The 26,167-nt window shown below is 70.6% G+C and carries 26 protein-coding genes and 1 riboswitch; of the genes, 12 read left to right on the forward strand and 14 right to left on the reverse strand.

Annotated features, from left to right (window positions below; genetic code table 11):
- The first annotated feature begins 22 nt into the window (after positions 1-22).
- Complete coding sequence (locus ACZ6TU_RS07965; RefSeq protein WP_467680903.1) at positions 23-121, forward strand: DUF397 domain-containing protein; 99 nt, start codon at positions 23-25, stop codon at positions 119-121.
- On the opposite strand, the gene ACZ6TU_RS07970 is transcribed toward ACZ6TU_RS07965, so the two are convergent.
- Positions 105-1,274: a steroid 3-ketoacyl-CoA thiolase gene (locus ACZ6TU_RS07970; RefSeq protein WP_467680608.1), complete on the reverse strand. Its 1,170-nt coding sequence runs from the start codon at positions 1,272-1,274 to the stop codon at positions 105-107. The two genes, ACZ6TU_RS07965 and ACZ6TU_RS07970, sit on opposite strands and share 17 nt — an antisense overlap.
- A 216-nt stretch (positions 1,275-1,490) precedes the next feature.
- Here ACZ6TU_RS07970 and ACZ6TU_RS07975 point away from each other — a divergent pair, with 216 nt between their 5' ends.
- A complete protein-coding gene (locus ACZ6TU_RS07975) occupies positions 1,491-2,726 on the forward strand; it encodes a cytochrome P450 (RefSeq protein WP_467680610.1) in 1,236 nt (411 codons plus the stop codon).
- 219 nt (positions 2,727-2,945) lie between these two features.
- Here the strand turns inward: ACZ6TU_RS07975 and ACZ6TU_RS07980 are convergent, their stop codons facing one another.
- The 5 genes from ACZ6TU_RS07980 to ACZ6TU_RS08000 are packed head-to-tail and all read right to left on the reverse strand — an operon-like array spanning position 2,946 to position 8,364.
- Complete coding sequence (locus tag ACZ6TU_RS07980; protein WP_469547404.1) at positions 2,946-3,782, reverse strand: ECF transporter S component; 837 nt, start codon at positions 3,780-3,782, stop codon at positions 2,946-2,948.
- The gene (locus tag ACZ6TU_RS07985; RefSeq protein WP_469547406.1) at positions 3,782-5,443 is read right to left on the reverse strand and encodes an ABC transporter ATP-binding protein; all 1,662 of its coding nucleotides are present in this window, start codon (positions 5,441-5,443) and stop codon (positions 3,782-3,784) included. Before ACZ6TU_RS07985 ends, ACZ6TU_RS07980 begins: the two co-directional genes overlap by 1 nt.
- The gene (locus ACZ6TU_RS07990) at positions 5,440-6,522 is read right to left on the reverse strand and encodes an energy-coupling factor transporter transmembrane component T (RefSeq protein WP_469547408.1); all 1,083 of its coding nucleotides are present in this window, start codon (positions 6,520-6,522) and stop codon (positions 5,440-5,442) included. Before ACZ6TU_RS07990 ends, ACZ6TU_RS07985 begins: the two co-directional genes overlap by 4 nt.
- Positions 6,509-7,141, reverse strand: a complete 633-nt coding sequence (locus ACZ6TU_RS07995) for an SCO2322 family protein (protein WP_467680618.1) — start codon at positions 7,139-7,141, stop codon at positions 6,509-6,511. The genes ACZ6TU_RS07990 and ACZ6TU_RS07995 overlap by 14 nt, the downstream gene beginning before the upstream one ends.
- Positions 7,138-8,364, reverse strand: a complete 1,227-nt coding sequence (locus ACZ6TU_RS08000) for a prenyltransferase/squalene oxidase repeat-containing protein (RefSeq protein ID WP_469547410.1) — start codon at positions 8,362-8,364, stop codon at positions 7,138-7,140. Before ACZ6TU_RS08000 ends, ACZ6TU_RS07995 begins: the two co-directional genes overlap by 4 nt.
- A gap of 140 nt (positions 8,365-8,504) precedes the next feature.
- A riboswitch (cobalamin riboswitch) is annotated at positions 8,505-8,621 on the reverse strand.
- A gap of 34 nt (positions 8,622-8,655) precedes the next feature.
- Here ACZ6TU_RS08000 and ACZ6TU_RS08005 point away from each other — a divergent pair.
- On the forward strand, positions 8,656-9,333 hold the full coding sequence (locus ACZ6TU_RS08005; RefSeq protein WP_467680622.1) for a phosphotransferase: 678 nt from the start codon (positions 8,656-8,658) through the stop codon (positions 9,331-9,333).
- Between the two features lie 45 nt (positions 9,334-9,378).
- The gene (locus tag ACZ6TU_RS08010; RefSeq protein ID WP_467680624.1) at positions 9,379-10,194 is read left to right on the forward strand and encodes an SAM-dependent methyltransferase; all 816 of its coding nucleotides are present in this window, start codon (positions 9,379-9,381) and stop codon (positions 10,192-10,194) included.
- A 20-nt stretch (positions 10,195-10,214) separates the two neighbouring features.
- On the opposite strand, the gene ACZ6TU_RS08015 is transcribed toward ACZ6TU_RS08010, so the two are convergent.
- The 5 genes from ACZ6TU_RS08015 to ACZ6TU_RS08035 form a co-directional block, all read right to left on the reverse strand.
- On the reverse strand, positions 10,215-11,120 hold the full coding sequence (locus ACZ6TU_RS08015) for a DUF5753 domain-containing protein (RefSeq protein ID WP_469547412.1): 906 nt from the start codon (positions 11,118-11,120) through the stop codon (positions 10,215-10,217).
- An 89-nt stretch (positions 11,121-11,209) separates the two neighbouring features.
- A complete protein-coding gene (locus ACZ6TU_RS08020; RefSeq protein WP_467680628.1) occupies positions 11,210-11,482 on the reverse strand; it encodes a nuclear transport factor 2 family protein in 273 nt (90 codons plus the stop codon).
- 49 nt (positions 11,483-11,531) lie between these two features.
- A complete protein-coding gene (locus ACZ6TU_RS08025; protein ID WP_469547414.1) occupies positions 11,532-12,587 on the reverse strand; it encodes an MBL fold metallo-hydrolase in 1,056 nt (351 codons plus the stop codon).
- A gap of 343 nt (positions 12,588-12,930) precedes the next feature.
- Positions 12,931-13,617, reverse strand: a complete 687-nt coding sequence (locus tag ACZ6TU_RS08030; RefSeq protein WP_469547416.1) for a phosphotransferase — start codon at positions 13,615-13,617, stop codon at positions 12,931-12,933.
- Between the two features lie 942 nt (positions 13,618-14,559).
- Positions 14,560-14,820: a hypothetical protein gene (locus ACZ6TU_RS08035; protein WP_467680634.1), complete on the reverse strand. Its 261-nt coding sequence runs from the start codon at positions 14,818-14,820 to the stop codon at positions 14,560-14,562.
- A gap of 447 nt (positions 14,821-15,267) precedes the next feature.
- On the opposite strand from ACZ6TU_RS08035, the gene ACZ6TU_RS08040 reads away from it, so the two are divergent.
- Together ACZ6TU_RS08040 and ACZ6TU_RS08045 are read left to right on the forward strand one after the other, a co-directional pair.
- Positions 15,268-16,716: an aldehyde dehydrogenase gene (locus ACZ6TU_RS08040; RefSeq protein ID WP_469547417.1), complete on the forward strand. Its 1,449-nt coding sequence runs from the start codon at positions 15,268-15,270 to the stop codon at positions 16,714-16,716.
- Between the two features lie 2 nt (positions 16,717-16,718).
- Positions 16,719-16,952 carry a 4Fe-4S domain-containing protein gene (locus tag ACZ6TU_RS08045; RefSeq protein WP_086847019.1) on the forward strand — a complete coding sequence of 78 codons (234 nt, stop codon included), beginning with the start codon at positions 16,719-16,721 and terminating at the stop codon, positions 16,950-16,952.
- 153 nt (positions 16,953-17,105) lie between these two features.
- On the opposite strand, the gene ACZ6TU_RS08050 is transcribed toward ACZ6TU_RS08045, so the two are convergent.
- Complete coding sequence (locus tag ACZ6TU_RS08050; RefSeq protein ID WP_467680640.1) at positions 17,106-17,426, reverse strand: GYD domain-containing protein; 321 nt, start codon at positions 17,424-17,426, stop codon at positions 17,106-17,108.
- Between the two features lie 382 nt (positions 17,427-17,808).
- Positions 17,809-18,468, reverse strand: a complete 660-nt coding sequence (locus tag ACZ6TU_RS08055; RefSeq protein ID WP_469547419.1) for a TetR family transcriptional regulator — start codon at positions 18,466-18,468, stop codon at positions 17,809-17,811.
- Positions 18,469-18,679: 211 nt separating this feature from the next.
- Between ACZ6TU_RS08055 and ACZ6TU_RS08060 the strand changes: the two genes are divergently transcribed.
- The 3 genes from ACZ6TU_RS08060 to ACZ6TU_RS08070 are packed head-to-tail and all read left to right on the forward strand — an operon-like array spanning position 18,680 to position 21,998.
- Complete coding sequence (locus ACZ6TU_RS08060) at positions 18,680-20,188, forward strand: glycosyltransferase family 4 protein (protein WP_469547421.1); 1,509 nt, start codon at positions 18,680-18,682, stop codon at positions 20,186-20,188.
- Positions 20,182-20,931 (forward strand): class I SAM-dependent methyltransferase, encoded by a 750-nt coding sequence (locus tag ACZ6TU_RS08065; RefSeq protein ID WP_469547423.1) that lies wholly within the window; start codon positions 20,182-20,184, stop codon positions 20,929-20,931. Before ACZ6TU_RS08060 ends, ACZ6TU_RS08065 begins: the two co-directional genes overlap by 7 nt.
- A complete protein-coding gene (locus ACZ6TU_RS08070; protein ID WP_469547425.1) occupies positions 20,928-21,998 on the forward strand; it encodes a prenyltransferase/squalene oxidase repeat-containing protein in 1,071 nt (356 codons plus the stop codon). Before ACZ6TU_RS08065 ends, ACZ6TU_RS08070 begins: the two co-directional genes overlap by 4 nt.
- A 121-nt stretch (positions 21,999-22,119) precedes the next feature.
- On the opposite strand, the gene ACZ6TU_RS08075 is transcribed toward ACZ6TU_RS08070, so the two are convergent.
- Entirely contained in the window at positions 22,120-22,413 is a 294-nt protein-coding gene (locus tag ACZ6TU_RS08075) for a hypothetical protein (RefSeq protein ID WP_086601747.1), read from the reverse strand.
- A gap of 275 nt (positions 22,414-22,688) precedes the next feature.
- Here ACZ6TU_RS08075 and ACZ6TU_RS08080 point away from each other — a divergent pair, with 275 nt between their 5' ends.
- Genes ACZ6TU_RS08080 through ACZ6TU_RS08090 form a run of 3 tightly spaced genes read left to right on the forward strand, consistent with a single transcriptional unit; the run spans position 22,689 to position 26,159 of the window.
- Entirely contained in the window at positions 22,689-23,861 is a 1,173-nt protein-coding gene (locus tag ACZ6TU_RS08080; protein ID WP_467680650.1) for a hypothetical protein, read from the forward strand.
- A complete protein-coding gene (locus ACZ6TU_RS08085) occupies positions 23,858-25,423 on the forward strand; it encodes a vWA domain-containing protein (protein WP_469547426.1) in 1,566 nt (521 codons plus the stop codon). Before ACZ6TU_RS08080 ends, ACZ6TU_RS08085 begins: the two co-directional genes overlap by 4 nt.
- Positions 25,410-26,159, forward strand: a complete 750-nt coding sequence (locus ACZ6TU_RS08090) for a hypothetical protein (RefSeq protein WP_469547428.1) — start codon at positions 25,410-25,412, stop codon at positions 26,157-26,159. The genes ACZ6TU_RS08085 and ACZ6TU_RS08090 overlap by 14 nt, the downstream gene beginning before the upstream one ends.
- Positions 26,160-26,167 lie beyond the last annotated feature (8 nt).

Below are 26,167 nucleotides of genomic sequence, written 5' to 3' on the forward strand. Positions count from 1 at the left end.
CGAAGCCTCTGCCGCCATCGCAATACGCGACTCAAAGAACCCGGCGGGACCGATCCTCACCCTCGACCCCGCCATGTTCACCACCTTCGTCAACTGGACGGCGACTACAACCGCTGAATGATCGTGCCGGTGGCCAAACCGCCGCCCGCGCACATCGTGATCAGCGCGAACTCCTTGTCCGCGCGTTCCAGTTCGTGAAGCGCCGTCGTGATGAGCCGGGCCCCGGTGGCTCCCACCGGGTGCCCGAGCGCGATCGCGCCGCCGTTCACGTTCACCTTCTCCAGGTCCTGCTCGAAGACCTGTGCCCAGCTCAGTACGACCGACGCGAACGCCTCGTTGATCTCGACGAGGTCGATGTCCTTGAGGGACATCCCGGCCTTGCCCAGCACGGCGTTGGTCGCGTCGATCGGTCCGTCGAGGTGGAAGTGGGGGTCGGCGCCCACCAGGGCCTGGGCCACGATCCGGGCCCGGGGCTTCAGCTTCAGGGCCCTGGCCATCCTCTTCGACGCCCACATGATCGCCGCCGCCCCGTCGGAGATCTGCGACGAGTTGCCCGCCGTGTGGACCGCCGTCGGCATGATCGGCTTCAACGCGGCCAGCGCCTCCGCCGTCGTGTCGCGCAGGCCCTCGTCCTTGTCCACCAGGCGCCACATGCCCTGCCCGGCGTGCTGTTCCTCTTCCGTCGTCGGTACCTGGACCGCGAACGTCTCTCGTTTGAAGCGCTCCTCCGCCCATGCGTGGGCGGCTCGCTCCTGGGAGGCGAGGCCCAGGGCGTCGACGTTCTCGCGGGTCAGGCCACGGTGGCGGGCGATGCGCTCGGCGGCCTCGAACTGGTTCGGCAGGTCGACGTTCCACTCGTCGGGGAACGGCTTGCCCGGCCCGTGCTTCGAGCCCGACCCCAGCGGCACCCGGGACATCGACTCGACCCCGCAGGAGATGCCGACGTCGATCACGCCCGTGGCGACCATGTTGGCCAGCATGTGGGAGGCCTGCTGGGAGGACCCGCACTGCGCGTCGACGGTCGTCGCGGCCGTCTCGTAGGGGAGCCCCATCGTGAGCCAGGCCGTGCGCGCGGGGTTCATGGACTGCTCGCCGGCGTGGGTGACCGTGCCGCCGACGATCTGCTCGACGCAGTCGGCCGGGATACCGGTGCGGCCGAGGAGTTCGCGGTACGTCTCGCCCAGGAGGTAGGCGGGGTGCAGGTTGGCGAGCGCGCCGCCGCGCTTGCCGATGGGGGTGCGTACGGCTTCGACGATCACGGGTTCGGCAGCCATGGGTGCGGGTCCTCTCCGGGAGGCTACGCGGAACTAGTACGCGTTCTAGTTCTGTCAGCAGTGTGCTGAGGGCTGCTGGTCGACCGCAAGGGTCGTGCGGGTAATTGGGGGGCCCGTGCCTCTTGCTACTTGTAGAACCCGTTACTACCGTCACCGCAACTCCGCACAGCTGATGGGCCGTCAGAATCAGAGTCGGTACGAGTGGTGGGAGCCGCCATGTCCTGTCCCGCGTTGCCCGAGGGGTTCGACTTCACCGATCCGGACCTGCTGCACAGCCGCGTGCCCCTGCCGGAGTTCGCCGAACTGCGCCGGGTGGAGCCGGTCTGCTGGGTGCCGCAGCCGGCGGGTCTCGCCGGTTTCCAGGACGAGGGGTACTGGGCGGTCACCCGGCACGCCGACGTCAAGTACGTCTCCACGCACCCGGAGTTGTTCTCGTCGTACCTCAACACGGCGATCATCCGCTTCAACGAGCACATCGAGCGCGACTCCATCGACGCGCAGCGGTTCATCCTGCTGAACATGGACCCGCCGGAGCACACGCGGGTGCGGCAGATCGTGCAGCGCGGGTTCACGCCCCGGGCGATCCGCGCGCTGGAGGAGCGGCTGCGGGCCCGTGCCCACGCGATCGTGGCGAACGCCCGCGCGCACACCGGCCCGTTCGACTTCGTCACCCAGGTCGCTTGCGAACTGCCCCTCCAGGCGATAGCCGAGCTGATGGGTGTACCGCAGGAGGACCGGGACAAGATCTTCGACTGGTCCAACAAGATGATCGCGTACGACGATCCCGAGTACGCCATCACCGAGGAGGTCGGCGCCGAGTCGGCCACGGAGATCATCGCCTACGCGATGAACATGGCCGCCGGCCGCAAGCAGTGCCCCGCCCACGACATCGTCACGCAGTTGGTGGCGGCGGAGGACCAGGGCAACCTCAACTCCGACGAGTTCGGCTTCTTCGTGCTGATGCTGGCCGTGGCCGGCAACGAGACCACTCGCAACGCCATCACCCACGGCATGCACGCCTTCCTCACCCACCCCGAGCAGTGGGAGCTGTACAAGAGGGGGCGGCCGTCGACGACGGCGGAGGAGATCGTGCGCTGGGCGACCCCGGTCGCCGCCTTCCAGCGCACCGCCACCCAGGACACCGAGCTGGGCGGCAAGCTGATCCGCAAGGGCGACCGCGTCGGCCTCTTCTACGCCTCCGCCAACCATGACCCCGAGGTCTTCGACGAGCCGGACGACTTCGACATCACCCGCGATCCCAACCCCCACCTCGGTTTCGGCGGCGGCGGCCCGCACTACTGCCTGGGCAAGTCCCTCGCCGTGCTGGAGATCGACCTCATCTTCAACGCCGTCGCCGACGCCATGCCGGGTCTGCGACTGGTCCAGGATCCGCGCCGGTTGCGGTCGGCGTGGATCAACGGCGTGAAGGAACTCAGGGTCAGCACGGGCTGACGTGCCCGGCCGGGCATGGCGAAGGCGACGGCCCCGGGGATCAGGGGGCCGCCGCCTTCGGTCTTGGGGGGTGGGCCTGGCCAGAGAAGCAGGCGCGCCAGGCGCCCGCAATGAGCCCATTTACTAGATGTGGTCGCATGCGCGGGGAAGGCCGGTCCCGTGACCGGGGCTTGTCCCTACGGCCCCGCTTCGTACGTGACGTGGGTCATGTGGGGGGCTTCACGTCCGGGGCGCGTCGAACGTGACCGGCGTCTCGAAGGCCGCCCGGCGGGTGGCGCGGCGCAGCGCCCGGAGGACCGCGGGGCCGAGCGTGAGCGTCAGTACGACCGTGACGACGGCCCGGCCCAGGTCCCAGCCCAGCGAGGTGGCCAGGCAGTACGCGAGGAAACGGGCCAGGTTGGTGCCGACCGCCGCGTGCGGGTCGAAGGCGACGTTCGAGGCGAGGGCGCTCATGAAGGGCCAGCCGGCCAGGTTCATGACCGTGCCGTAGGCGAAGGCGGCGAGGAAGCCGTAGGCCGCGAGCATCACGAGCTCCGCCCGGCCACGCAGCCGGTCCGGGCCCGGCAGCAGGCCCGCACCCATCGCGAACCAGCCCATCGCCAGCATCTGGAACGGCAGCCACGGGCCCACCCCGCCCGTGAGCAGCGCGGACGCGAACATCGTCACCGAGCCGAGGACGAACCCGAACCCCGGGCCGAGGACCCGCCCGCTCAGCACCATCAGGAAAAACATCGGCTCGATACCGGCGGTACCGGCGCCGATCGGCCGCAGGGCCGCGCCCGTGGCGGCCAGCACGCCGAGCATCGCGACCGCCTTCGGGCCGATCCCGGACTCCGAGATCGCCGCGGCCACCACCGCGACGAGCAGCACCAGCAGGCCCGCGAAGAGCCAGGGCGCGTCCTGCGCGTGGGCGCTGAGCCGCGAGGTGGGCGGAGTCAGGAACGGCCAGCCGAAGGCGACGACGCCCACGGCGCTGACGAGGGCCAGGGCGGCGACGGAGCGGGGGCCGAGGCGGACGGCCCGGGCCTGCCGCCGGGGGGTGCTCCGGGTATCCATCAGCCGGCCTCGTGGAGGGCCGCGCGGACCTGGGAGACCGTGAGCCAGTGCTGCGGCGCCAGGATCTTGGTGACCTGCGGGGCGAAGGAGGGGGAGGAGACCACGACGTCCGCCGTCGGGCCGTCGGCGATCACCTCGCCGTCGGCGAGCAGCACCACCCGGTGGGCGATCTCGGCGGCCAGCTCCACGTCGTGCGTGGCCAGCACGATGGCATGCCCCTCGGCGGCGAGGGTTCGGAGCACCGCGACCAGGCGGGCCTTCGCCGCGTAGTCCAGGCCGCGGGTCGGCTCGTCCAGCAGGAGCAGCGGAGGCCGGGCGGTCAGCACCACGGCCAGGGCGAGGGCGAGCCGCTGGCCCTCCGAGAGGTCCCGGGGGTGAGTGTCGTCGCTGACGCCGGGGAGCAGTTCGGTGACCAGGGCGCGGCAGGTGCCGGGTTCCGCGGCCGCGTCCTGGTCGGCCGCCGCGCACTCGGCGGCGACGGTGTCGGCGTAGAGCAGGTCGCGGGGTTCCTGCGGGACGAGGCCGACTTTGCGGACGAGGTCCTTCGGGCGTGTGCGGTGGGGGATCGCTTCACCGACCCGGACGGTTCCCGCGGTGGGAGTGACGAGGCCGACCAGGGAGTTGAGGAGGGTGGACTTTCCGGCGCCGTTGCGGCCCATGAGGGCGATCGTCTCGCCGGGGGCGATGGTGAGGTCGATGCCGCGGAGGGCTTGGATGCGGGCGCGGGTGACCGAGAGTGAGCGGAGTGCGCCTACTGGGGTCGGGGGCTCGGAGCGTTTGCGGGTGCGGGTTGTGTGTGGCTTGTCGCGCAGTTCCCCGCGCCCCTGATGGGCGATGCCCTCCCGAACCTCAAGTCGTCGGCGTAGGTCTGATGCTCGGCGGCGGGCGTCGCGGACGGTCATCGGCAGGGGGGACCAGCCTGCCAAGCGGCCCAGAGCCACCACCGGTGGATACACTGGGGAGACGGCCATCACCTCTGCCGGAGGGCCCAGCACGGGGGCGGCGCCCGGGCCCGGCAGCAGGACGACCTGGTCGGCGTACTGGAGGACGCGTTCCAGGCGGTGTTCGGCCATGAGGACCGTCGTGCCGAGGTCGTGCACGAGCCGCTGGAGGACCGCCAGGACCTCCTCGGCGGCGGCCGGGTCGAGCGCGGAGGTCGGCTCGTCCAGGACGAGGACGCTCGGGTGCGGCGTGAGGACCGAGCCGATCGCGACGCGCTGCTGCTGGCCGCCGGAGAGCGTGGCGATGGGACGGTGGCGCAGGCCGGCCAGGCCGAGCAGGTCGAGCGTCTCCTCGACGCGGCGCCGCATCACGTCCGGGGCGAGGCCCAGCGACTCCATGCCGTAGGCGAGTTCGTCCTCGACGGTGTCGGTGACGAAGTGGGAGAGGGGGTCCTGGCCCACGGTACCGACGACGTCGGCGAGTTCGCGCGGCTTGTGGGTGCGGGTGTCGCGGCCGGCGACCGTGACCCTGCCGCGCAGGGTGCCGCCGGTGAAGTGCGGGACGAGCCCGCTGACGGCGCCCAGGACGGTGGACTTGCCGACACCGGACGGGCCGGCGAGGAGGATCAGTTCACCCTCCGGGACCTCGAAGTCGATGCCCTGGACGGTGGGTTCGGCGGCACCGTCGTACGTCACGGACACATCCTCGAAGCGGATCACGACGGCTCCTTGGGGTCGGGGGCGACGAACGCGGGCAGCAGACCGAGCAGGACGGCCGCCGCGGGCCAGAGGGGAAGCGTGGGGGCCACGAGAGGGACCACACCCGGATGCAGGGCCGCGGGATCGCGGGCGGCGGCGAGCGTGAGGAGCGCGGCGACCGCCACGCCGGAGGCGACGACCAGCCAGGCGCGCACGTCCCAGCGGTCGGGGCGGTACCGGGTGCGCAGCGACCGCCGTCCGCCGAGCCGGAGACCCGCGAGGGCGGCGGCGAGGCCCGCGAGGAGCACCGGGACGCCGTAGGTGGCACCTTCGGCGGTGAGCAGACCGTACGTTCCGGCGCACACGCCGAGCAGACCGCCGAGGGTGAGGGCGGCGGTGGTGCGGCGGACGGCGGCGGGGACCCGGGCGGTACGGCCGTAGCCGCGGGCGTCCATCGCGGCGGCGAGCGACACCGAGCGCTCCAGCGCGCCCTCCAGGACCGGCAGGCCCACCTGCAGCAGGCCCCGGACGCCCTTGTCCGGGCGGCCGCGCAGGCGGCGGGCGGAGCGGAGGCGCTGGACGTCGGCGATCAGGCTGGGCGCGAAGGTGAGGGCCACGACGATCGCGACGCCCATCTCGTACAGGGCGCCCGGGAGGGACTTGAGCAGGCGGGAGGGGTTCGCCAGGGCGTTCGCGGCGCCGACGCAGATGAGCAGGGTGGCCAGCTTCAGGCCGTCGTACAGGGCGAAGGCGAGGGCCTCGGCGGTGACCTCGCCGCCGACGCGGATGCCCTGGGCCCAGGCGGGGAGGCCGGCTTCGGGGAGGGTGAGGAGGGTGTGCGTGCCGGGGATGGGGGAGCCGAGGACCGTGGCGAAGAGGAGGCGGACGAGCAGGACGGCGAGGGCGAGTTTGACGAAGGCGCCGTAGGAGCGGGACCAGGGGGTGTGGGGGCGGCGGGTGGCTACCACGTAGGCGGAGACCGCGATGAGGAGGGAGAGGAGGAGGGGGTTGGTGGTGCGGGTGGCCGCGGTGCCGAGGGAGAGGGACCAGAGCCACCAGGCGCCGGGGTGGAGGGATGAGCCGCGGCTAGGACTGGCCACGCCGCCGTACCTGCCAGATCGCTGCCCCGCCCAGGACCGCCACCACGGCGATTCCCGCCACCAGGCCGAGGGACGGGCCGTCGTCCGAGGTGTTCTTCTTCTGTCCGGACGGCTTCTGCTTCCCGGCCACTTGCTCTCCGCACCCCTTCTCCGGGTAGCCCGAGATGGCGCACAGCAGGGCGTTCGTGTCGTAGCGCAGCGGCTTGGCCACCGTCGCGAGGGCCTCTGCCGTCGTCGCGTCGGGGGACACCTGTGCGCAGGCCGTTCGAGGCGCGGGTGGCGTTTCGCCGGAGGGCGCGTCCGTCGTCGTGCCGAAGTCGAGGAGCAGGGCCACCCGCTTCCCGTCCTCCCGCGCGGGCGTCTTCGCACAGATCGTCTTGAAGTCGGCCGTGCCGCGCGGTCGGGCCGCGTCCTCGGAATCCTCGCTGACCGTGAAGCGGAAGCCCTGGACGTCGCCGTCCGAGGGCCGGGTCATGGACGGGCCCTGGGTGGCGTAGACCCAGTGGTCGCCGTCGCGGTCCCAGAACGACCAGTACCGGTACCCGGCGGCCTGGGCCTGGCCCGCTCCCGCGCACAGCAGGAGCGAGACCAGGAGAAGGAGAACGGCCCGGCGGATCACAACTGCCGCCTGTTCCTGCGGCCGCTGAAGAGGAAGCCGATGCCGACACCGGCGACGAGGCAGACACCGACGTACCACCAGACGCCGAAGGGGCCCGAGTCCGAGTCGCTCTTGTCTTCCGCCGCCTGGGTCTTCTCGGCGGTCTGCGGGGCCGGGCCCGTCGCGTTCAGCTGCTTCACCAGGTCGGCGCCGCCGAAGTCGCGCGGGTTCGTGCCCGTCGCGTGGGCGGCGAAGACCAACTGGGCGTAGGCGGCGGGACCGTTCTGGGCGGCCCAGGTCGCGGAGTTCTTCTCCAGCCAGCGCAGGGACTTCTCCGCCTGCCCGGTGTCGCCCTGCGCGGCGAGCGCGACGACCGCGTCGGCGGTGTTGCCGTAGTCGGGCTGGGGGTCCGAGCCCGCGAGGGCCGAGGTGAGGTGGCCGTCCTTGGCGAGAGCCCTGGTGAGGTAGACGGCTCCGTTGGCCGCCGCCTGCTCCGGCGTCTTCTTGTCCTCGCAGGCCTCGCCCTTCGTCGCCTCGGTCGTCTCCGTCTTCTCACCGGGCTTCACCACCATGCCCTTGCCCAGGGCACCCAGCACACCCGCCGCCGTGGCGTCCGCGTTGGCGACCGGCTTGCCCTTCTCGTCCGGCTGGAACGCGAAGGCGCCCGCGCCGTCGCCGTCACAGCCGAGAGCCAGCTTCAGCAGCGCGTCGTAGGGCGACCTGCCGCCCCTCTCGACCTGTTCCGGCCTCTCGCCGGCGGCGGTCAGCGCGCCGATGACGAGGGACGTCGAGTTGGTGTCGCTGGCGCCGCCGGGCGAATAACCCCAGCCGCCGTCCTTGTTCTGGACGGACTTCAGCCAGGTGACGGCCTTGCCGGTGACGGCGTCGTGCCCACCGAGGGCGGTGAGGGCCTGGACGGCGGCGGCCGTCTGGTTCGTGTCGACCATGGTCCTGGCGTCGCACGCGGTGGTGGGCTCGGCACGGTACGGGGCGAACGAGCCGTCCGCGCACTGCTGGCGCACCAGCCACTCCACGGCCTTCGCCGCGGGCTTCACACCTGCCGTGTCCTGCGCGAGCAGGGCGAGTGACTGACGCCAGACGCCGTCGAACTTGGGATCCTTGCCGCCGTACAGGGCGGAGGGGAATGCCTGGGACGGAGAAGGGGACGGGTCGGCGGCGGCCGGTGTGGCGGCCCCGATCACGGCGACGGCGGCCAGGACCGCGGCGCTGCGGCGGACGTTCATGATCGGCGGGTGCCTCTCCCTGCGGGGGAGCCGGACAGCACGGGGCACCCCCGGCGGCTCGGCTCCGTATACCTCGACGGTGCCGTGCACCGGCGGGCTGCCGGGCACGTGAGCCGGTCACGAACCGTACGGGGTGATCCGGCTCACCGCCTTGGCGGGCGGTATACGGTTGCGGGTCAGCGCCGGAATTGCACCGGCTTCCCCCCGTACGGGTGTGATGACGACCTGTTAACTGTACCCGCACGTCCAAAACGGGCTGAGGGCGATGGTCGGGCCGGGTAGCTTCGGCCCATGCCGACGACACCACCGGGGAGACTGCTCGGCTCGGGCCGCCGCGCCGACGTGTACGAGCTCGGCGAGGCGTGGGTGCTGCGGCGCGAGCGGGAGGGCGGGGGAGACGCGGCGGGCGAGGGCGCGGTGATGGAGCACGTGCACACCCATGGCTACCCGGTGCCCCGGGTCCGCCCCTCCGGCTCGCGCACCGACCTGGTGATGGAACGGCTCTCCGGCCCGACCATGCTCCAGGCCTGCCTGGCGGGCACGCTGGACGTGACCGAGGCGGGCTCGATCCTCGCCCGGCTGCTGCGCCACCTCCACACCATCCCCGCCCTGCGCTCCGCCGACCCGGCCGTCCGCGTCCTGCACCTGGACCTGCACCCGGAGAACGTGATCCTGACCCCCGACGGGCCCCGCGTCATCGACTGGTCGAACACCGAGGAGGGCGACCCGGCCCTGGACTGGGCGACGTCCGCGGTGATCCTCGCCCAGGCCGCCGTCGCCGACGATCCCCTCTCCATCCCGGCCCGCACCATGCTGTCCGCTCTCCTCGCCGGCCCGTCCTCCTGCACCCGGCCCGCCCTGACAGAGGCCCTGCGCCGTCGTTCAGCCAACCCGACGATGAGCCGGGCGGAAGTCGAACTACTGGGTGCAGCCGAGGAGTTGATCCTGTCTGAGAGGCAAACAAGCTGACCGACAAGCTAACGTGGGCCTCCACGACCACACGCAGGAGCGTCCATGACTGATCAGGTGGAGAACTCCGAGCAGGAGCCGCTCGCCAAGATCGACACCTCGGTGCCGCACTCGGCCCGGATCTGGAACTACTGGCTGGGCGGGAAGGACAACTACGAAGTCGACCGCGTGGCCGGTGACGCGTTTCGCGAGATCTTCCCGGGTATCGAGACCGGAGCCCGCGCCGCCCGCTACTTCCTCGCCCGCGCTGTCCGCCATCTCGCCGCCGAAGAGGGCATCCGCCAGTTCCTGGACATCGGCACCGGGCTGCCCAACGTGGACAACACCCACCAGATCGCCCAGCGGGTGGCCCCGGAGAGCCGGATCGTCTACGTCGACAACGACCCGCTGGTGCTGGCCCACGCCCGCGCGCTGCTCACCAGCACCCCGCAAGGCGTCACCAACTACGTCGACGCCGATCTGCGCGAGCCGGCCACCATCATCCGGGAGGCCGGGAAGACGCTGGACTTCGACCGGCCCGTCGCCCTCATGCTGATGGGCATCCTGGGCCACATCGAGGACCACGACGAGGCCCGCTCGATCGTGCGGCAGCTGGTGGACGCCCTGCCCTCCGGCAGCTACCTCGTCCAGTACGACAGCACCGACACCAGCGAGGACTACGTCCGGGCCATCCAGCAGTACAACGAGGGCGGTTCGCTCCCGTACATCCTGCGCAGCCCCGAGCAGATCGCCCGCTACTTCGACGGTCTGGAACTGCTCGAACCGGGCGTGGCCTCCTGCTCGCGCTGGCGTCCCGACGCGGCGGCGCTGGACCTTCCCGCGGAGGTGCACCAGTACGGCGGTGTCGCCCGCAAGCGCTGATCCGCTCGGATCCTCCCGGCTCAGGTCTCCTGAAGGATGCGGTGCAGGATGGTCGGAGTCTCGTCCGGTGACTCGGCTTCGACCACCAGCCGGTTCATCGCGTCCCAGTAGCACTCGATCTCGGCCGGCCGGTCGGGATAGAGGCCGGTGGTGAGCTGTTCGAGGTAGACCACGTCGGGCAACTCACCGCCGGGCAGGCGCAGAATCGTGACCGGGCCGCCCTCCGCCGCGTGGCCCCCGGTGCGGAACGGCAGGATCTGGACCGTGACCTGCGGAAGCCCGCAGATCTCGATGAGATGCCTGAGCTGGGCACGCATGACGGCGAGGCCGCCCACCGGGCGCCGCAGCGCCGCCTCGTCGATCACGGCCCACAGCCGGGTCGCCGGCTGCCGGTGCAGAATCCGCTGGCGGGTCATCCGCAGCGCGACCCGGCGTTCCCTCTCCTCCGCACCGGCGTCCGGGTGGGCGAGCCGGATGGACGCCCGTGCGTAGTCGGCGGTCTGGAGCAGCCCCGGAACGCGCTGGACCTGGAAGCAGCGGATGACGCTCGCCGCCTGCTCGGCGCCGAGGTAGGTCTGCATCCAGGCGGGCACCACATCGCTGTAGTACTGCCACCAGGCGGGGGTGTTGGCCTGCTCGGCCAGCGCCAGCAGGGTCGCGCGCTCGGCCTCGTCCGTGACGCCGTAGAGCGTGAGCAGATCGGCGACGTCCCGCAGCTTGAACCCGTGACGGCCGGCCTCCATTCGGCTGATCTTGGACGAGGAGGCCCGGATGACATGGCCCGCGTCCGCACGGCCGATGCTCCGCTCCTCGCGCAGTCGCCTGAGCCGGGCGCCCAGGGCCAGCCGCGGCACCATGGGCCCGGCCGCCCGGTCGCCCAGGGCCCCGCTGCCGGTCGTGGTACGTGCGGCCTCTTCGGTGTCCATGGGCATGTCTCCCCGCGGTGACGCGACTGTGCACGCGTACGAGCGCTGTGTCCGCCCATCCTAGGGGGCGCTCAGAAAGGTCAAGTGCCTTATGACACAGGCAAGTTCCGCAGGGGTGTGGGTCCGCCGAGGGGAAGGTGGGGAATCCGTGAGGCGAGCAGCCAGGTGCCGTCGGCCCTGTGGAACGTGTCCTCGTAGTGGCCGACCTGAACCGGCGGCCCGTCCTCCGGCCACTGCCAGACGCCGTTCTCGGCGAACAGGCCGGCGAAGGCAGAGGGTTCGCCGAGGTCGAGCCGGTGGACGAAGTCGATGATCAGGCGCTCGCAGGCGCGTTCGGCGACGAGGCGTTCCATGGGGCCCATGGCTGTTTCGCAGCACCCCGGCGGCCTGTCCTCCGCCGGGTTTGCCACCTCATTGCACCGCCACGTACGTCACGGGCTCGCTTCCCGGCACCGCCTCCGCTCGGCCGAGCTTGACCAGGCGGCGCAGATGGGACTCGGCCTCCGAGACGGCGATGTTCCGGGAGCCGTACGGGATCTGGTCCCAGGGACGGTTCCACTCCATGCGTTCGGCGAGCTGCCAGGGCGTGAGCGGCTCGGCGAGGAGGGTCAGCAGGGCGGTGAGGCGGGCCTCGTGGTGGGCGAGCAGCTCGCGCACGCGGGCGGCGGCGTCGGGGAACGGGTGCTGGTGGGCCGGGAGCACCTCGGCGGGGACGAGACGGCCCACGCGTTCCAGGGAGTCGAGGTAGTCGCCGAGGGGGTCGGTGACTGTGGCGTCGTCCGGGTCCTCGTAGAGGCCGATGTGCGGGGTGATCTCGGGCAGCAGGTGGTCGCCGGAGAACAGGCGTCCGCAGCCCGGGAGTTGGGCGGGGTGGGTCTCCTCCAGGTGGAGGCAGACGTGGCCCGGGGTGTGTCCCGGGGTCCAGATCGCACGCAGGCGGCGGCCGGGGAGGTCGAGGAGTTCGCCGGGGGCGATGTCGCGGTCGGGCAGGGCGGGGGAGAGGCCGGGCAGGGTGCGGGGCCGGGCCGCGCGCAGCGGGGCGATGTGCTCCTGAGGCGCACCGGCGGCGGTGAGCTTGGCCGTCATGTACGAGAACCAGCGCTCGGGGCGGGCCTCGCGGGTCCGCCGTACGACCGCGGTGTCCGCCGCGTGCATCGCGATCCACGCGCCGGACGCGTCACGGACCCGGCCGGACAGGCCGTGGTGGTCCGGGTGGTGATGAGTGACGACCACGCCGTGGATCTCGGCGACCGAGGTGCCGCACGCCGTGAGGCCGGCCGCGAGCGTGTCCCAGGACGCCGGGTCGTCCCAGCCGGTGTCGATCAGTACCGGACCCCGGTCGGTGTCGACGACGTACACCAGCGTGTGGCCGAGGGGGTTGTCCGGGATGGGGACCCGGAGGGACCGGACGCCTCCGCCGTGGTCGTACACCGCCGGTGCGGGCTCGCGGTCCTGGCTGCTCTGCATCTGCCCTCCGTTCCACGGCCGTTGCCCACTATAACGAGAACTGGTTACAAAGGTTGCCCAAGTCGACTGACGTTGTTGGTTGTTGGGCTGACTTGTGCTGATGTCTGCACGGAGACGGTGGCGTGTGCCTCCGTCCGGCAACGTTGATGTCAGCCGTGGATGTCAGAAGCCAGCTCTGGGGTGGAGGTGATGATGCAGGCTACCGCCGGCGAGACACACTAAGAGCTGTTGCGTAACTGCATGCGCCGTCCACGACGACAGCGGTCAGGAGAAGCTCCCCAGGGACGGCAGGATATGGCGACACTCTGACGGCCAGAAGTACGGTCGGTGACGGGCGAATCGGCTACTCGACCAGATGTCGGTGCGCCTTGCTCCAGTCGATCCTGTGGTCAAGTTCGGTCAGCAGCCCGTCAGCGGCCCACGTGGCCTGGGGCTCGTGCCCCTGCTCGGCCAGCCGGCGCACGAGGTCGGCATTGTCCTGCTGTCTGGCTATGACGGCGTCGACGATCCCCACGGTCGAGTCAAGACCGTACGCACTGCAGAAGTGCTCCAGCCGCAGACGGCGGTTGGGCGGCGCCGGGTAGTGCAGCCAGCGCAGGCACTCGGCATCGTCGCGGAACGGGGCAACGTACTCCAACGCGTAGGACACGTCCTGCAAGCGTGGCGCCGGGCGAGCAAAGTCCCAGTCGATGATTCCCACCGGTTGGTTGCCCTGCCAGACGACGTTCCAGGGGCCGAAGTCCCCATGGCAGACAACCTCGTCGGCCCCGGAGACACCTGCGTCCGTGGACCAGGTCGCGCCTGGCGGAGGTGAAAAGCTCTCGCAGGCATCGTGGTAGTCGCGCAGAAGTCGGGCGAAATTGCTCAGGCCCGTGGCGGGCCTCCAGCCGTGGAGGAGGATGCGGGCATGGGATCGATGCAACCGGACATCACTTGGCCGTGCCCTGCTGGTGTCTTCCCCTCGGGGCTGCTGGTGGTGGCGCGACGCACAGTCGTAGACGGGGAGTTTCCGGCCCTGATGATGATCCACGACGATGAGGATGACTGAACCGCCCCGGCTCGAATGGAGACTCGATAACGGCCCTGGAAGCACTCAAGGGCCCGACCCGCTAAGCGGATCAGGCCCCTGACCTGGTGTTTCACTGCCAGGGTGGTGGGATTTGAACCCACGACCTCTCTTCGGCCGAAGCAATCTCGTAGGGTCGGGGAGAGGCGAGGTGCTCTGCGCCGACTGTCCCTGAACGTGCGTGGACGGACGCCAACGTACGCGGTCGTTGTCACGCAATTAGACACACGCGATCACTAAGGGAGTTGGGCGCATCGAGTCAGCGCCGGCTTGTAATCCAGAGGATCAGAACTGTGACCACTCCACTCCCCGCTTGGTAGGCGGCGCCTCGGAGAGCCTCGTTGTTGAGATCTTGGAGGCTGACAGTCCATGCCCGCCGGGTCCACGCTCGGAGCCTCGTATATGTCCTGTCTGCGCGAGGTTTACCATCATTCATGTGCTCCCCCTCTGTCTTTTGGTGATGGATGGGCGGCTGCACAGGAGCCCCCCTCCGGCCAGTGGCGTAGGAACCGTTGCCGGGATGGGGGCTCCTCTGTGTGGGCCTGGGTTCAGGCCGTCGGAACTGCCAACCATTGTGCCGGGATTGGCGATTTGCCCCCTGCGCAGGGGGCAACTTTCGTCTCTCGAAGGCCTCTGGAGCACCTTTGCGAGACGCGGTAGGAGGTTCGGGTATTCCAACAAGTACCCCTGTAACCAGGGGGGTTGAAGTAGCGTTCGGCTCTGCCTGACCCCTTCCTTGGGCAGACGCAGCTGTACCCCCAACCGTCCACGATTGGGGGTACAGAGGGGTGCTGCGGTGGCTGGAACCAGCCTTGCGCTGAAGCCGGTGCGTCCTGCTCGAGACAAACGGTGCTGAATGAGACGGAAACCGAGACGGCTGTCATCCCCGTCGGCGGCTGCCAGTGCTTATGCCTGCCAGGCTGCCTCGAAGTCACCGAAGAGCGCCGCGGGTGCTGGCAGAGGGACAGTACGGAGCGGGATCTCAAGACACACCGGGTCGAATGCCACGCCCATGGTGCGCTCCACCAGCGCGACGGACTTGGCCTCGATGGAGCCGAGGTGGAAGGTCGCCTCTTGTGCCCAAGGGGGTAGCTGCGGTTTGGGATTCATCCAGGCCGCGCCTTCCATCTCGAACGGGTCGAAGGCGCCATCGACGCGGCCGTTCACCGCGTGCATCACCTGGTAGCGGGCGTTGACGTTGCTGTAGATGCTGAAGAACTCACCGCAGACCGAGGCAGGTTGGGCGATCTCCGTGATGCTTCCGTGGTAGCCACATTCGACCGTTATGACGTTGGCCCCGGCCCTGGCGACCTGGCACCTCGTCTTCGGTCTTGCTGACGGTGACGGAGGCGGTATAGGAGTCGATCTCGATCGCGCTGGCCCACGCATACCGGGCAACGAGTTCGTGCCACACTGTGGCGCCCCCCCCACGACGCTGCCCACCGGGCATCTGGCTGCGGCAGGTTATCGCGCGGCAGAGCATGAATGCCCAGCCGCCACCGAGTGCACACCGGGAAACCGCTGGTCAGGGGCATTCTCGTCATGTCCGTGGACTACTTTAACGAGAACTGGTATCAGTTTCTGAAACACCGTCAGATGTGAAGGCAGTCGGCCATGACCGAGCTCGTGGAACACGGACAGCTGTTCGTCGGCGGGGAGTTGACCGACCCCCTGGGCAAGGGCGTCATCGAGGTGATCTCGCCGCACACGGAAGAGGTCATCGGACGCGTCCCGCACGCCTCGACGGCGGATGTGGACCGGGCCGTGGGAGCGGCCCGGCGGGCCTTCGACGAGGGGCCCTGGCCGCGCATGAGCCTCGACGAGCGGATCGAGGTCGTGGGCAGGATCAAGGACGGGATCACCGCCCGGCACGACGAGATCGCCCGCGTGATCTCCGGCCAGAACGGCTCGCCGTACTCCTGGAGCGTCCTCGCCCAGGCCCTCGGCGCGGTGATGGTCTGGGACTCGGCGATCACCGTCGCGCGGAACTTCACGTACGAGGAGCGGCGCGACGGCGTGCTCGGCCGCATCCTCGTGCGGCGTGAGCCCGTCGGGGTCGTAGCCGCCGTCGTTCCCTGGAACGTCCCGCAGTTCGTCGCCGCCGCCAAGCTCGCCCCCGCGCTGCTCACCGGCTGCACGGCCGTGCTCAAGCCCTCCCCCGAGTCGCCGCTGGACGCGTACCTGCTCGGCGAGATCGCGAAGGAGGCCGGGCTGCCGGAGGGCGTGCTGTCGATCCTGCCCGCGGACCGGGAGGTGAGCGAGTACCTGGTCGGGCACCCAGGCGTCGACAAGGTGTCCTTCACCGGGTCGGTCGCGGCCGGCAAGCGCGTGATGGAGGTGGCGGCCCGCAACCTCACGCGCGTGACGCTCGAACTGGGCGGCAAGTCGGCGGCCGTCGTCCTGCCCGACGCGGACGTCGAGACGGCCGTGGCGGGCATCGCCCCCGCGGCCTGGATGAACAACGGCCAGGCCTGCGTCGCCCAGACCCGCATCCTCCTGCCGCGCTCCCGCTACGACGAGTTCGCCGACGCCCTCGCCGCGGCGGCGGGCGCGCTGACGGTCGGCGACCCGCTGGACCCCGCCACCCAGGTGGGCCCGCTGGTGGCGAGGCGGCAGCAGCAGCGCAACCTCGACTACATCCGCATCGGACAGGAGGAGGGCGCGAAGATCCTGACCGGCGGCGGACGCCCGGCCGGCCTCGACCGCGGCTGGTACGTCGAGCCGACCCTCTTCGGCGACGTCGACAACTCCATGCGCATCGCCCGCGAGGAGATCTTCGGCCCGGTCATCTGCCTGCTGCCCTACGACGACGAGTCAGACGCCGTGAAGATCGCCAACGACTCCGACTACGGGCTGAGCGGCAGCGTCTGGACCGCGGACGTCGAGCGCGGCATCGAGATCGCACGCCAGGTCCGTACGGGCACGTACTCGGTCAACACCTTCAGCCTGGACATGCTGGGCCCCTTCGGCGGCTACAAGAACTCGGGCCTGGGGCGGGAGTTCGGGCCCGAGGGATACGGCGAGTACCTGGAGCACAAGATGATCCACCTGCCGGCGGCGTAGGGATGGGTGACCGCTGGCACGTCGAGGTCGACCGCTCCCTGTGCATCGGCTCCGCCCAGTGCCTCCACCACGCGCCGGACGGCTTCCGCCTGGACTCCGCCCGGCAGTCCCATCCGGTCGACCCGGACACGGACGCGAACGAGCGGGTGCTGGAGGCGGCGGAGAGCTGTCCGGTGGAGGCGATCACGATCACGCTGGGGGACAGCGGGGAGCCGGTGTTCCCGCCGGAGGAGTAGGGGCAGCCGCCGCCCCCGGCGTCTGTGAGGCGCCGGGGGCGGCCGATACGGGGCCGTCAGGCGCCGGTGGGGCGGCTGGTTCGGGGTCCGTCGCGCCGGTGGGGCGGCCGGTTCGGGATCCGTCAGTCGCCGGCGGGGCGGCCCCGGGGGGCGTCAGGCGCCGGGTGCCCGGTAGTCCACCTGCTGCCGGACGGCCTCGTCCACCTCCTCGGCCGACAGCAGGACGACCGTGCTCGTGCGGACCCCGCCCGCCGCCGAGACGACCATGCCCATGGCCGCGGCGGAGGTGTTGCCCGGCAGCTCCGCCGTGACGTAGACGTCGTCGTCGCCGAAGGCCCAGTACATCGTCTCGACCCGGCCTCCGAGGCCCTCGACCATGCGCCCGACGACGTCACGCCGCGAGCTCCCGCCTTCCTTGAGCAGACCCTTCAGTCCGTCCGGGGTCAGCTTCACCTTGAAGAGGTACTTCGGCATGGGGTTGCCCTTTCACTTCCGCCCGAAAAGTCACTTTGTCTCCCTCATGTTCCTTCCGGCCCGGTGTTTCGTCGCGGCGACCGGGGCCTCAAGGGGGCATATGGGCTACTCAGGATATTTAGGTAAAAAATCCCGCACAGGGGCTTCTCTTCGCGGCCAGAAGTTCTAGCCTGGGAAGTGGCCTACGGGACGAGTGAGGGAGTCCGACCGGAGTTGGCCGACTCTGGCAGGAAGCTTCGGCTTCCGCCGGTGCCGACTGCGACGGTAGGGCTGAGAGGCCGGAAGGCGCAGGGCCGCGAGGTCAGGCGACCGGAAGGCGACCCCCAGAACCTGATCCGGACCATGCCGGCGAAGGGAACCCGTCTCGTAGGTCCTTGGTGTGTCAGGGGGCCGGGGGTGCCGTCAGGTCGATCAGACGGCACACCGTCTCGATGTCGATCTTGACCTGGGCGATGGAGGCGCGGCCCGACAGCCAGGTGATGAGGGCCGAGTGCCAGGTGTGCTCGATGACCCGGACCGCCGAAAGCTGCTCCGGAGTGGGGCGTTCCAGCCCCATCGCGTCCAGGATGATCGCCGTCGTCTGCCGCGAGACCTGGTCGACCTCCGGGCTCACACTGCGGTCGGCGAAGGTGAGGGCGCGGACCATCGCGTCGGCCAGATGGGGTTCGCGCTGGAGGGCGCGGAAGGCCCGCATCAGCGTCTCCGCGACCCGCTCGGCCGCCGTCTCGCCCTGCGGGGGCTTCTTCCGCAGCGTGCCGTGCATGTGCTCCAGCTGGTCCTGCATGGTGGCGACCAGCAGATGGATCTTGGAGGGGAAGTAGCGGTACAGCGTGCCGAGCGCCACCTGCGAGGACTCCGCGACCTCGCGCATCTGCACGGCGTCGAAACCGCCCCGGCTGGCCAGCTGTGCGCTCGCGTGCAGGATGCGGCGACGGCGGGCCTCCTGTCGCTCCGTCAGGGGCGGGGAGGCGGAGGCTGCGGCGCTGGCATCCACCTTGGCCACCTTGTTCACCTTGGCGCTCACCTTGGCTTCCGCGGGCATGGGTCGGGCCCGTTCCGTGACCGTCCGTGAGGACGAGTGATCAGACAGCATGGCACGGCGTCGGCCGTGGCGTGAATCACCTGATCCACTGGTCACAGCGCCCCTACCTGCCGGTAGATTCAGAGCCTCCGAACGATCAAGTCTGGAACTTGTTCTAGATTAGCGTCCCGGCGTAATCTCGCGGGACAGAGCAGGGAGAAGGGGGCCCAGAGTGACCGCTGAGGCCAGGGAAGCCGGGTCTCCGGAGGGCCCCGCAGCCGACGGCTCGCGACCGCTCCACATCGCGCTCCTCACCTATAAAGGGAACCCGTTCTGCGGCGGCCAGGGCGTCTACGTCCGGCATCTCTCGCGCGAACTGGCCCGCCTCGGCCATCGGGTCGAGGTCATCGGCGCACAGCCGTATCCCGTGCTCGACGAGGGCTACGACGGGCTGAGCCTCACCGAGCTGCCCAGCCTCGACCTCTACCGCCAGCCGGATCCTTTCCGCACACCGAAGCGTGACGAGTACCGGGACTGGATCGACGCGCTCGAAGTCGCGACCATGTGGACCGGCGGCTTCCCCGAGCCGCTCACCTTCTCGCTGCGCGCCCGCCGCCATCTGCGTGCCCGCCGGGGCGAGTTCGACGTCGTCCACGACAACCAGACGCTCGGGTACGGGTTGCTGGGAGACGTGGGCGCGCCCCTGGTGACCACGATCCACCACCCCATCACCGTCGACCGGCAGTTGGAGCTGGACGCGGCGGAGGGCTGGCAGCGGCGCTGCTCGGTGCGACGCTGGTACGCCTTCACGCGCATGCAGAAGCGCGTCGCGCGGCGGCTGCCGTCCGTGCTCACCGTCTCCGGCACGTCCCGCCAGGAGATCGTCGACCACCTCGGCGTACGCCAGGACCGGATCCACGTGGTCCACATCGGCGCCGACACCGACCTGTTCTCGCCGGACGCCTCCGTGCCGGTCGTGCCGGGCCGGATCGTGACGACGTCCAGCGCGGACGTGCCGCTGAAGGGTCTGGTCCATCTTGTCGAGGCCCTCGCCAAGGTCCGCACCGAGCACCCCGCCGCCCACCTCGTCGTCGTCGGCAAGCGTCCGGCCGAGGGCCCCGTCGCCCAGGCGATGGAACGGTACGGCCTCGACGGCGCCGTCGAGTTCGTCAAGGGCATCTCCGACGCGGAACTCGTCGACCTCGTGCGCTCGGCGCAGGTCGCGTGCGTGCCGTCGCTCTACGAGGGCTTCTCGCTGCCGGCCGCCGAGGCCATGGCGACCGGGACGCCCCTGCTCGCCACGACCGGTGGGGCGATCCCCGAGGTCGCAGGCCGGGACGGGGAGACCTGCCTGGCGGTGCCGCCGGGGGACTCGGGGGCACTTGCGGCGGGGCTGGGCCGGCTGCTGGGCGACGCGGAGTTGCGCGCGCGGCTCGGAGCGGCCGGGCGGGAACGGGTACTGCGGCACTTCACGTGGGCCAGGGCTGCGGAAGGGACGGTGGCGCGGTACCGCGAGGCGATCGCCAGGTCCGAGGGCGGCGAAACAGGCCGCTCCGCAGCGCCCAGGGACCGTTCCGTGGGGGGCGGTGACCACACGACGCCCCTGGCCTCCGACCGCCCCGCGGCGGGCACCGATCAGGCGCCCCTGGCCCCCGGCCGTCCCGCGGCTCCCGCGGGTGCCGTCTCCGCGGCCACCACAGATGTAGAAGGCGTCAACTCCGAAAGCAGGGCCACGTGCTGACCGTCGACTTCTCCCGGTTCCCGCTCGCCCCGGGCGACCGTGTCCTGGATCTCGGCTGCGGTGCCGGCCGGCACGCGTTCGAGTGTTACCGGCGCGGCGCGCAGGTCGTGGCGCTGGACCAGAACGCCGAGGAGATCCGCGAGGTCGCGAAGTGGTTCGCGGCGATGAAGGAGGCGGGCGAGGCCCCCGAGGGCGCCACCGCCACGGCCATGGAGGGCGACGCCCTCGCGCTGCCCTTCCCCGACGAGTCCTTCGACGTCGTGATCATCTCCGAGGTGATGGAGCACATCCCGGACGACAAGGGCGTCCTCGCGGAGATGGTGCGGGTGCTGAAGCCCGGCGGGCGCATCGCCGTCACCGTCCCGCGCTACGGTCCCGAGAAGGTCTGCTGGAGCCTGTCCGACGCCTACCACGAGGTCGAGGGAGGCCACATCCGCATCTACAAGGCGGACGAGCTGCTCGCGAAGATCCGCGAGGCCGGGCTCGAGCCCTACGGCACCCACCACGCCCACGCGCTGCACTCCCCGTACTGGTGGCTGAAGTGCGCGTTCGGCGTCGACAACGACAAGGCGCTGCCCGTGCGGGCGTACCACAAGCTCCTGGTCTGGGACATCATGAAGAAACCGCTGGCCACCCGGGTCGCGGAGCAGGCGCTGAACCCGCTGATCGGCAAGAGCTTCGTGGCGTACGCGACCAAGCCGCACCTGCCGCGTCTCTCCGACAACGGGGCGGACGCCAAGTGACGACTCCCCGGACGGAACACCTGGTCCTGCCCGGGGTCCTCACCGCCGGGCAGGCCGCCGAAACCGTCGCCGGCATCCTCGCCGTGCAGCGCGAGGACGGCGCGATCCCCTGGTTCCGGGGCCACCACCTCGACCCGTGGGACCACGTCGAGGCGGCCATGGCCCTCGACACCGCCGGTGAGCACGAGGCGGCCGAGCGGGCCTACCTGTGGCTGGCCCGGCACCAGAACGAGGACGGTTCCTGGTACGCGGCCTATGCGGACGGGGACTTCGCCGAGGTCACCGACCGGGGCCGGGAGACCAACTTCGTCGCCTACATAGCCGTGGGCGTCTGGCACCACTACCTCTCCACCGGCGACGACACCTTCCTGGAGCGGATGTGGCCGGCGGTGTACGCGGCGGTGGAGTTCGTGCTGCGCTTGCAGCAGCCGGGCGGGCAGATCGGCTGGCGGCGCGACGACGACGGCACGGACACGGCGGATGCCCTGCTCACCGGCAGCTCCTCCATCCACCACGCGCTGCGCTGCGCCCTGGCGATCGCCGAACAGCGGGAAGAGGCGCAGCCGGACTGGGAGTTGGCGGCGGGCGCGCTGCGGCATGCGATACGCCGGCATCCGGAGCGGTTCCTCGACAAGAACCGCTACTCGATGGACTGGTACTACCCCGTGCTCGGCGGTGCCTTGACCGGTGCGGAGGCCAAGGCCCGCATAGAGGAGGACTGGGACCGGTTCGTCGTCCCGGGGCTGGGGGTGCGTTGCGTGGTCCCCAACCCGTGGGTGACGGGGGGCGAGTCCGCGGAACTGGCGCTGGCGCTCTGGGCGACGGGGGAGTCGGACCGCGCGCTGGAGGTGCTCCAGTCGATCCAGCACCTGCGGGATCCGGAGAGCGGCCTGTACTGGACCGGGTATGTCTTCGAGGACGACGCGATCTGGCCGCGGGAGTTGACCACGTGGACCGCGGGGTCGTTGTTGCTGGCCGTGGCCGCGCTCGGTGGCCATGAGGCCACGTGTCGGGTCTTCGGCGGAGAGGGTCTGCCTGTGGGGCTGGACTCGGAGTGTTGCGCCTGAGAGCTCGGGGGTGTGCCGGGTGCGGCGGGCGCGGGTTGTGTGTGGCTTGTCGCGCCCACGCGGCGGAGCCGCATGTCGACGCAGCCCCGCGCCCCTGAGGGACGAGCCCCTCACGGCATTTTCAGTGCCGGTGTGCGCGATTGGCGATCGCGTGGCCCACGAACAGGTAGACCACCGCCGCCAGGCCGTAGCCGGCGACCACTCGGGCCCAGGCCTCGTCGAACGTGAAGAGGTCGTGCGACCAACCCGCCAGCCAGCGGGCCGCGTCGTGGATGAACTGGACGAAGTCGTTCGCCCGGTTCGCGTCCAGTAGGTACATCAGAATCCACAGGCCCAGGATGAGGGCCATGACGTCGGCCACGACCGCGATGATCGTGCCGGCCTGATTCGCGCCGTTGCGATATCGAGGGGACATGTCAACCGGGTAGCCCGTGCGGCCTGGTTCAAACCCTGCCCGGTGCGTCGCGCCCACCGGCCTCCGCCGTGCCGCTTCTTCCTACGTTCAACCGACGTTCCCGGAAGCGTCGTTCGGGGTACACCGGCATCACCGACGATCCTGGCCCGGCCACACGGGGAGAACGCAGGTGTCACGGGGGGAGAACACAGGTGCCCGCGAACAGACCCGCTACCGAAGAGCCGCGGTTAACCGTCACCAGACCCCCGCGCCGACGTCTGCGCAGAGCGCTGGCGTTGGCGCTGCCCGTCCCGGTCATCGGTCTGGTCCTGCTCGTGACCTCCGGGAACCTGCTGTTGCCGCTGCGGCAGGTGGTCACCATAGAGGCCAAGATGGCCTCGAAGAGGGACTTCTTCCAGGACCCCGTGGTCGAGCGGCTGCTCATGAAGCACGGCTTCCGCGTGCACATCACCAACATGGGCTCGCGTGAGATCGCCAAGCAGGACTACGAGGGGTACGACGTCGTCTTCCCCTCCGGCCAGCCGGCCGCCGACCTGATCAGCCGGGAGCGCGCCCGGGCGAACCGTCCGGTGCTGCTGTACCGCCCGTTCGTCAGCCCCATCGTGCTGGCCACCTACCGGGACTACGCCGAGGTGCTCAGGACGGAAGGCGTCGCGAAGCGCCTGCCGGGCCCGGGCGACCGGCCGATGTACTACACCCTCGACATGCGGAAGTTCCTCGATCTCGCGAGCGGCAAGAGTGCTCGCGGTAAGAACAGGGGGGTCCAGCGCGATCCCAAGGACGGCTACCGCTGGAACGAGATCGACGACAAGAAGCGCGTCCGCAACGGCAACAAGATCCTCGCCCAGACCTCGGACATCTGCGAGTCCAACTCCGCCGGCACCTACCTCGGACTCGTGGCCTTCGTCGAGCACGGGAACGACGCGCCGGACAACGAGGCCGAGGCCGAGCAACTCGCCCGGAAGATCAAGCCGCTCCTCGTCGAGCAGGGCCTGCCGTCCTCCGAACGGGCCGAAACGTATCTGTCCCCCGACGGGCCGAGCATCGCCCCGATCTCGGTGATCTACGAGCACCAGTTCCTCGCCCACCAGATCGGGCACGAGGCCGAGAAGGGCGCGACCGACGACGAGCGCGTCCTTCTCTACCCGTCCGCACGCTTCGTCACCGAACCCCAGCTCGTCGCGCTGACCGGCGACGGCGCCCGGCTCGGCGAACTGGTCAGCAAGGACCCCGAACTCCAGCACCGCGCCATGGAGTTGGGTTTCCGGGCCCGCAACGCCACCAGCGGCGCGACCAGCGACCAACTCACCCGGTTCCTCACCGAGCGACAGATCCCGGTGCCCACCACCTCCTCCGACGACACCCGGGCGGTCCTGCCCAGCCTGCCCCTGCTGGAGAAGATGATCGAGATCGTCGGAGACTGCCCGGACCGGACGGGCAGCCGGTGAGGCGCGGCGCGGGCCTGCTGGCGCTCTGCCTGGTGCTCGTCACCACCCTGCTCACCGCCTGCTCGGGCGACGACGGCGACGGCACGGTCCGGCTGCGCGTGCTCGCCAGTCCCGACCTCGCCGTACTGGCCCCGCTGCTGGGAGAGTTGAAGGACGAGACCGGTGTCGACCTGCGCCTGGACCACCGGGCCGACGCCGAGACGAAGACCCCGGACCGCGACAGGTACGACCTCGCGTGGCTTTCCTCCGACCGCTATCTGCGCCTCACCGACAAGAGCGCGACCCGGGGGCTGCAGCGCACGCCCACGATGACGTCCCCCGTCGTCATCGGCCTGAAGCCGGACGTGGCACGGAAGCTTCGCGCCCGGGTGCCCGGCTCCCGGCTCACCTGGGCGGACATCGCGGACGCCGCCGCCACCGGCACCGTCCGCTTCGGCATGGCCGACCCCCGGCACGCCGGCGCCGGGCTCGCCGCCCTCGTCGGCGTCGCCACCGCCGCGGCCGGCACCGGAGCCGCGCTGCGCCCCGAGGACGTCTCCTGCGACCGGCTGCGCGGCTTCCGCTCCGGCCAGACCCTCACCGCAGACACCGGCCCCGCCCTCGTCGACTCCTACGTCGATCACCAGGACGAGGCCAACGCCCTCATCACGTACGAGTCCGATCTGCTCGCCCTCAACGCCACCGACCGCCTCGACGAACGCCTGGAGGTCGTGCGCCCCGAAGACGGCATGGTCCTGGCGGACTTCCCGCTGCTCCTGCTGAACCCGGTCCACCGCACCGCGTACGACAAGGTCACGCAGTGGCTGCGGCGCGACTCGGTGCAGCGGCAGATCATGCAGCACGCCCTGCGCCGCCCCGTGAACACGACGGTCACCCGGGACGCGCGGCTGCGCGAACCGGTCGGCAACGCGCTCTTCTACCCCGACCGGCCCGCTGTCGTCGAAACCCTGTTGGCGGACTACGGTGACCCCGACCGCCGCACCACGAGCCAGGTGGTCTTCCTGCTCGACTTCTCCGGCTCGATGCGCGGCGCCCGGATGGCCGCCCTGCGGGAGGCCTTCGCCGGGCTCAGTGGCGCGGACCTCTCCGCCTCCGGCAAGTTCACCCGCTTCTACCGGGGCGAGCGGCTGACCGTCGTCCGGTTCGGCGGCCGAGTGCTGGAGGAGAAGACCGTCACCGTCACCGGCCCGAAGGACCTGACAGCCCTCGCCGACACCGTCGCCAGGGGCGGCTACGGCGATGCCACCGCCGTATGGTCCGCCCTCGACCGCGGCTACCGCACCGCCGCCCGCGAACTGGCCGCCGACCCCGACCGCTCCGTCTCACTGGTCCTGATGACTGACGGCGAGAACAACACGGGCCTGTCCTATGCGGCGTTCGTACGCCGTCACAAGGCGCTGCCCGCGGCCGTGCGCGCCGCCGTCCACACCTACCCCGTCCACTTCGGCGAGGCCGACGCAGGCGAACTGCGGCGCGCGGCGGCGCGGACGGGCGGACGGATGGTGGATGCCGCCGGCTCGTCCCTTTCCGAGGCTTTCAAGGAGATCCGTGGCTGTCACTGACGCACTGTGGTGGAGCCTTTGGTGGCCGTGGATGACGGTCTGGCTGGTGACGGCCGCCGGCGCGGTGGTGCTCGCGGTGGTCCTGGTGCGCCATGCCAGGGAGCGGCGCAGGCGCATGCGGCGCTGGCAGTCGGCGTACAGCATCTGCCTGTACCTCGACGAGCAGGCGGTGATGGACCTGTACGAGCTCGGCAACTACCGGTCCGCGCTGGAGGAGGCCGTCGAGCTGCGGACGAAGGTCGACACGAGTGTCGGCTTCTGGAGCCGGGTACTGGCGTGGTTGTTCCGGTTCCGGCTGAAGCGGGACGTCAGCCAGGAGACGTTCCGCAAGTTCGTACGCAAGGACAAACCGATCAACGTGATCGGCGTGGTCATGGAGGCCTTCGACCGGGCCGACGCCATCGTTCACGCCGACCTGACCACACTGACTGTCGTCCCGAACCGGAACCTCGCCGACAACCTGGCCGACGGCCGTGCGGTGACCCTGAGCCGCATCGGCGAATTCGTCTCGGTCAAAGGCGCGTTCACCCGCGTGCGGGACGTGGCGGAGGGATTCGTCCTGCGGGCCGAGTACGGCGCCGAGCGGCCCCCCGTGCACATGCGCGTCGTAGCCCCCGGGAACGCGCGCCGTTCGATTCCGGCCGGCACTTTCACGGCCCGCTGCCTCGGCAAGATGACGGGCTGGCGCGAGGACACCCGCGAGGTGACGCTGGAGGCGATCGCGATCTTCTGGTGACCGCCGCC

It is taken from the genome of Streptomyces sp. NPDC052064, assembly GCF_055585925.1.

What these genes read in the sequence shown, in the direction of transcription:
- ACZ6TU_RS07980 (WP_469547404.1), bottom strand. Translation starts at nt 3,782, where the DNA reads ATGGATACCCGGAGCACCCCCCGGCGGCAGGCCCGGGCCGTCCGCCTC.
- ACZ6TU_RS08025 (WP_469547414.1), bottom strand. Translation starts at nt 12,587, where the DNA reads ATGCAGAGCAGCCAGGACCGCGAGCCCGCACCGGCGGTGTACGACCAC.
- ACZ6TU_RS08005 (WP_467680622.1), top strand. Translation starts at nt 8,656, where the DNA reads ATGCCGACGACACCACCGGGGAGACTGCTCGGCTCGGGCCGCCGCGCC.
- ACZ6TU_RS08055 (WP_469547419.1), bottom strand. Translation starts at nt 18,468, where the DNA reads ATGCCCGCGGAAGCCAAGGTGAGCGCCAAGGTGAACAAGGTGGCCAAG.
- ACZ6TU_RS07970 (WP_467680608.1), bottom strand. Translation starts at nt 1,274, where the DNA reads ATGGCTGCCGAACCCGTGATCGTCGAAGCCGTACGCACCCCCATCGGC.
- ACZ6TU_RS08000 (WP_469547410.1), bottom strand. Translation starts at nt 8,364, where the DNA reads ATGAACGTCCGCCGCAGCGCCGCGGTCCTGGCCGCCGTCGCCGTGATC.
- ACZ6TU_RS08020 (WP_467680628.1), bottom strand. Translation starts at nt 11,482, where the DNA reads ATGGGCCCCATGGAACGCCTCGTCGCCGAACGCGCCTGCGAGCGCCTG.
- ACZ6TU_RS08010 (WP_467680624.1), top strand. Translation starts at nt 9,379, where the DNA reads ATGACTGATCAGGTGGAGAACTCCGAGCAGGAGCCGCTCGCCAAGATC.
- ACZ6TU_RS08050 (WP_467680640.1), bottom strand. Translation starts at nt 17,426, where the DNA reads ATGCCGAAGTACCTCTTCAAGGTGAAGCTGACCCCGGACGGACTGAAG.
- ACZ6TU_RS08040 (WP_469547417.1), top strand. Translation starts at nt 15,268, where the DNA reads ATGACCGAGCTCGTGGAACACGGACAGCTGTTCGTCGGCGGGGAGTTG.
- ACZ6TU_RS07975 (WP_467680610.1), top strand. Translation starts at nt 1,491, where the DNA reads ATGTCCTGTCCCGCGTTGCCCGAGGGGTTCGACTTCACCGATCCGGAC.
- ACZ6TU_RS08015 (WP_469547412.1), bottom strand. Translation starts at nt 11,120, where the DNA reads ATGGACACCGAAGAGGCCGCACGTACCACGACCGGCAGCGGGGCCCTG.
- ACZ6TU_RS08045 (WP_086847019.1), top strand. Translation starts at nt 16,719, where the DNA reads ATGGGTGACCGCTGGCACGTCGAGGTCGACCGCTCCCTGTGCATCGGC.
- ACZ6TU_RS08075 (WP_086601747.1), bottom strand. Translation starts at nt 22,413, where the DNA reads ATGTCCCCTCGATATCGCAACGGCGCGAATCAGGCCGGCACGATCATC.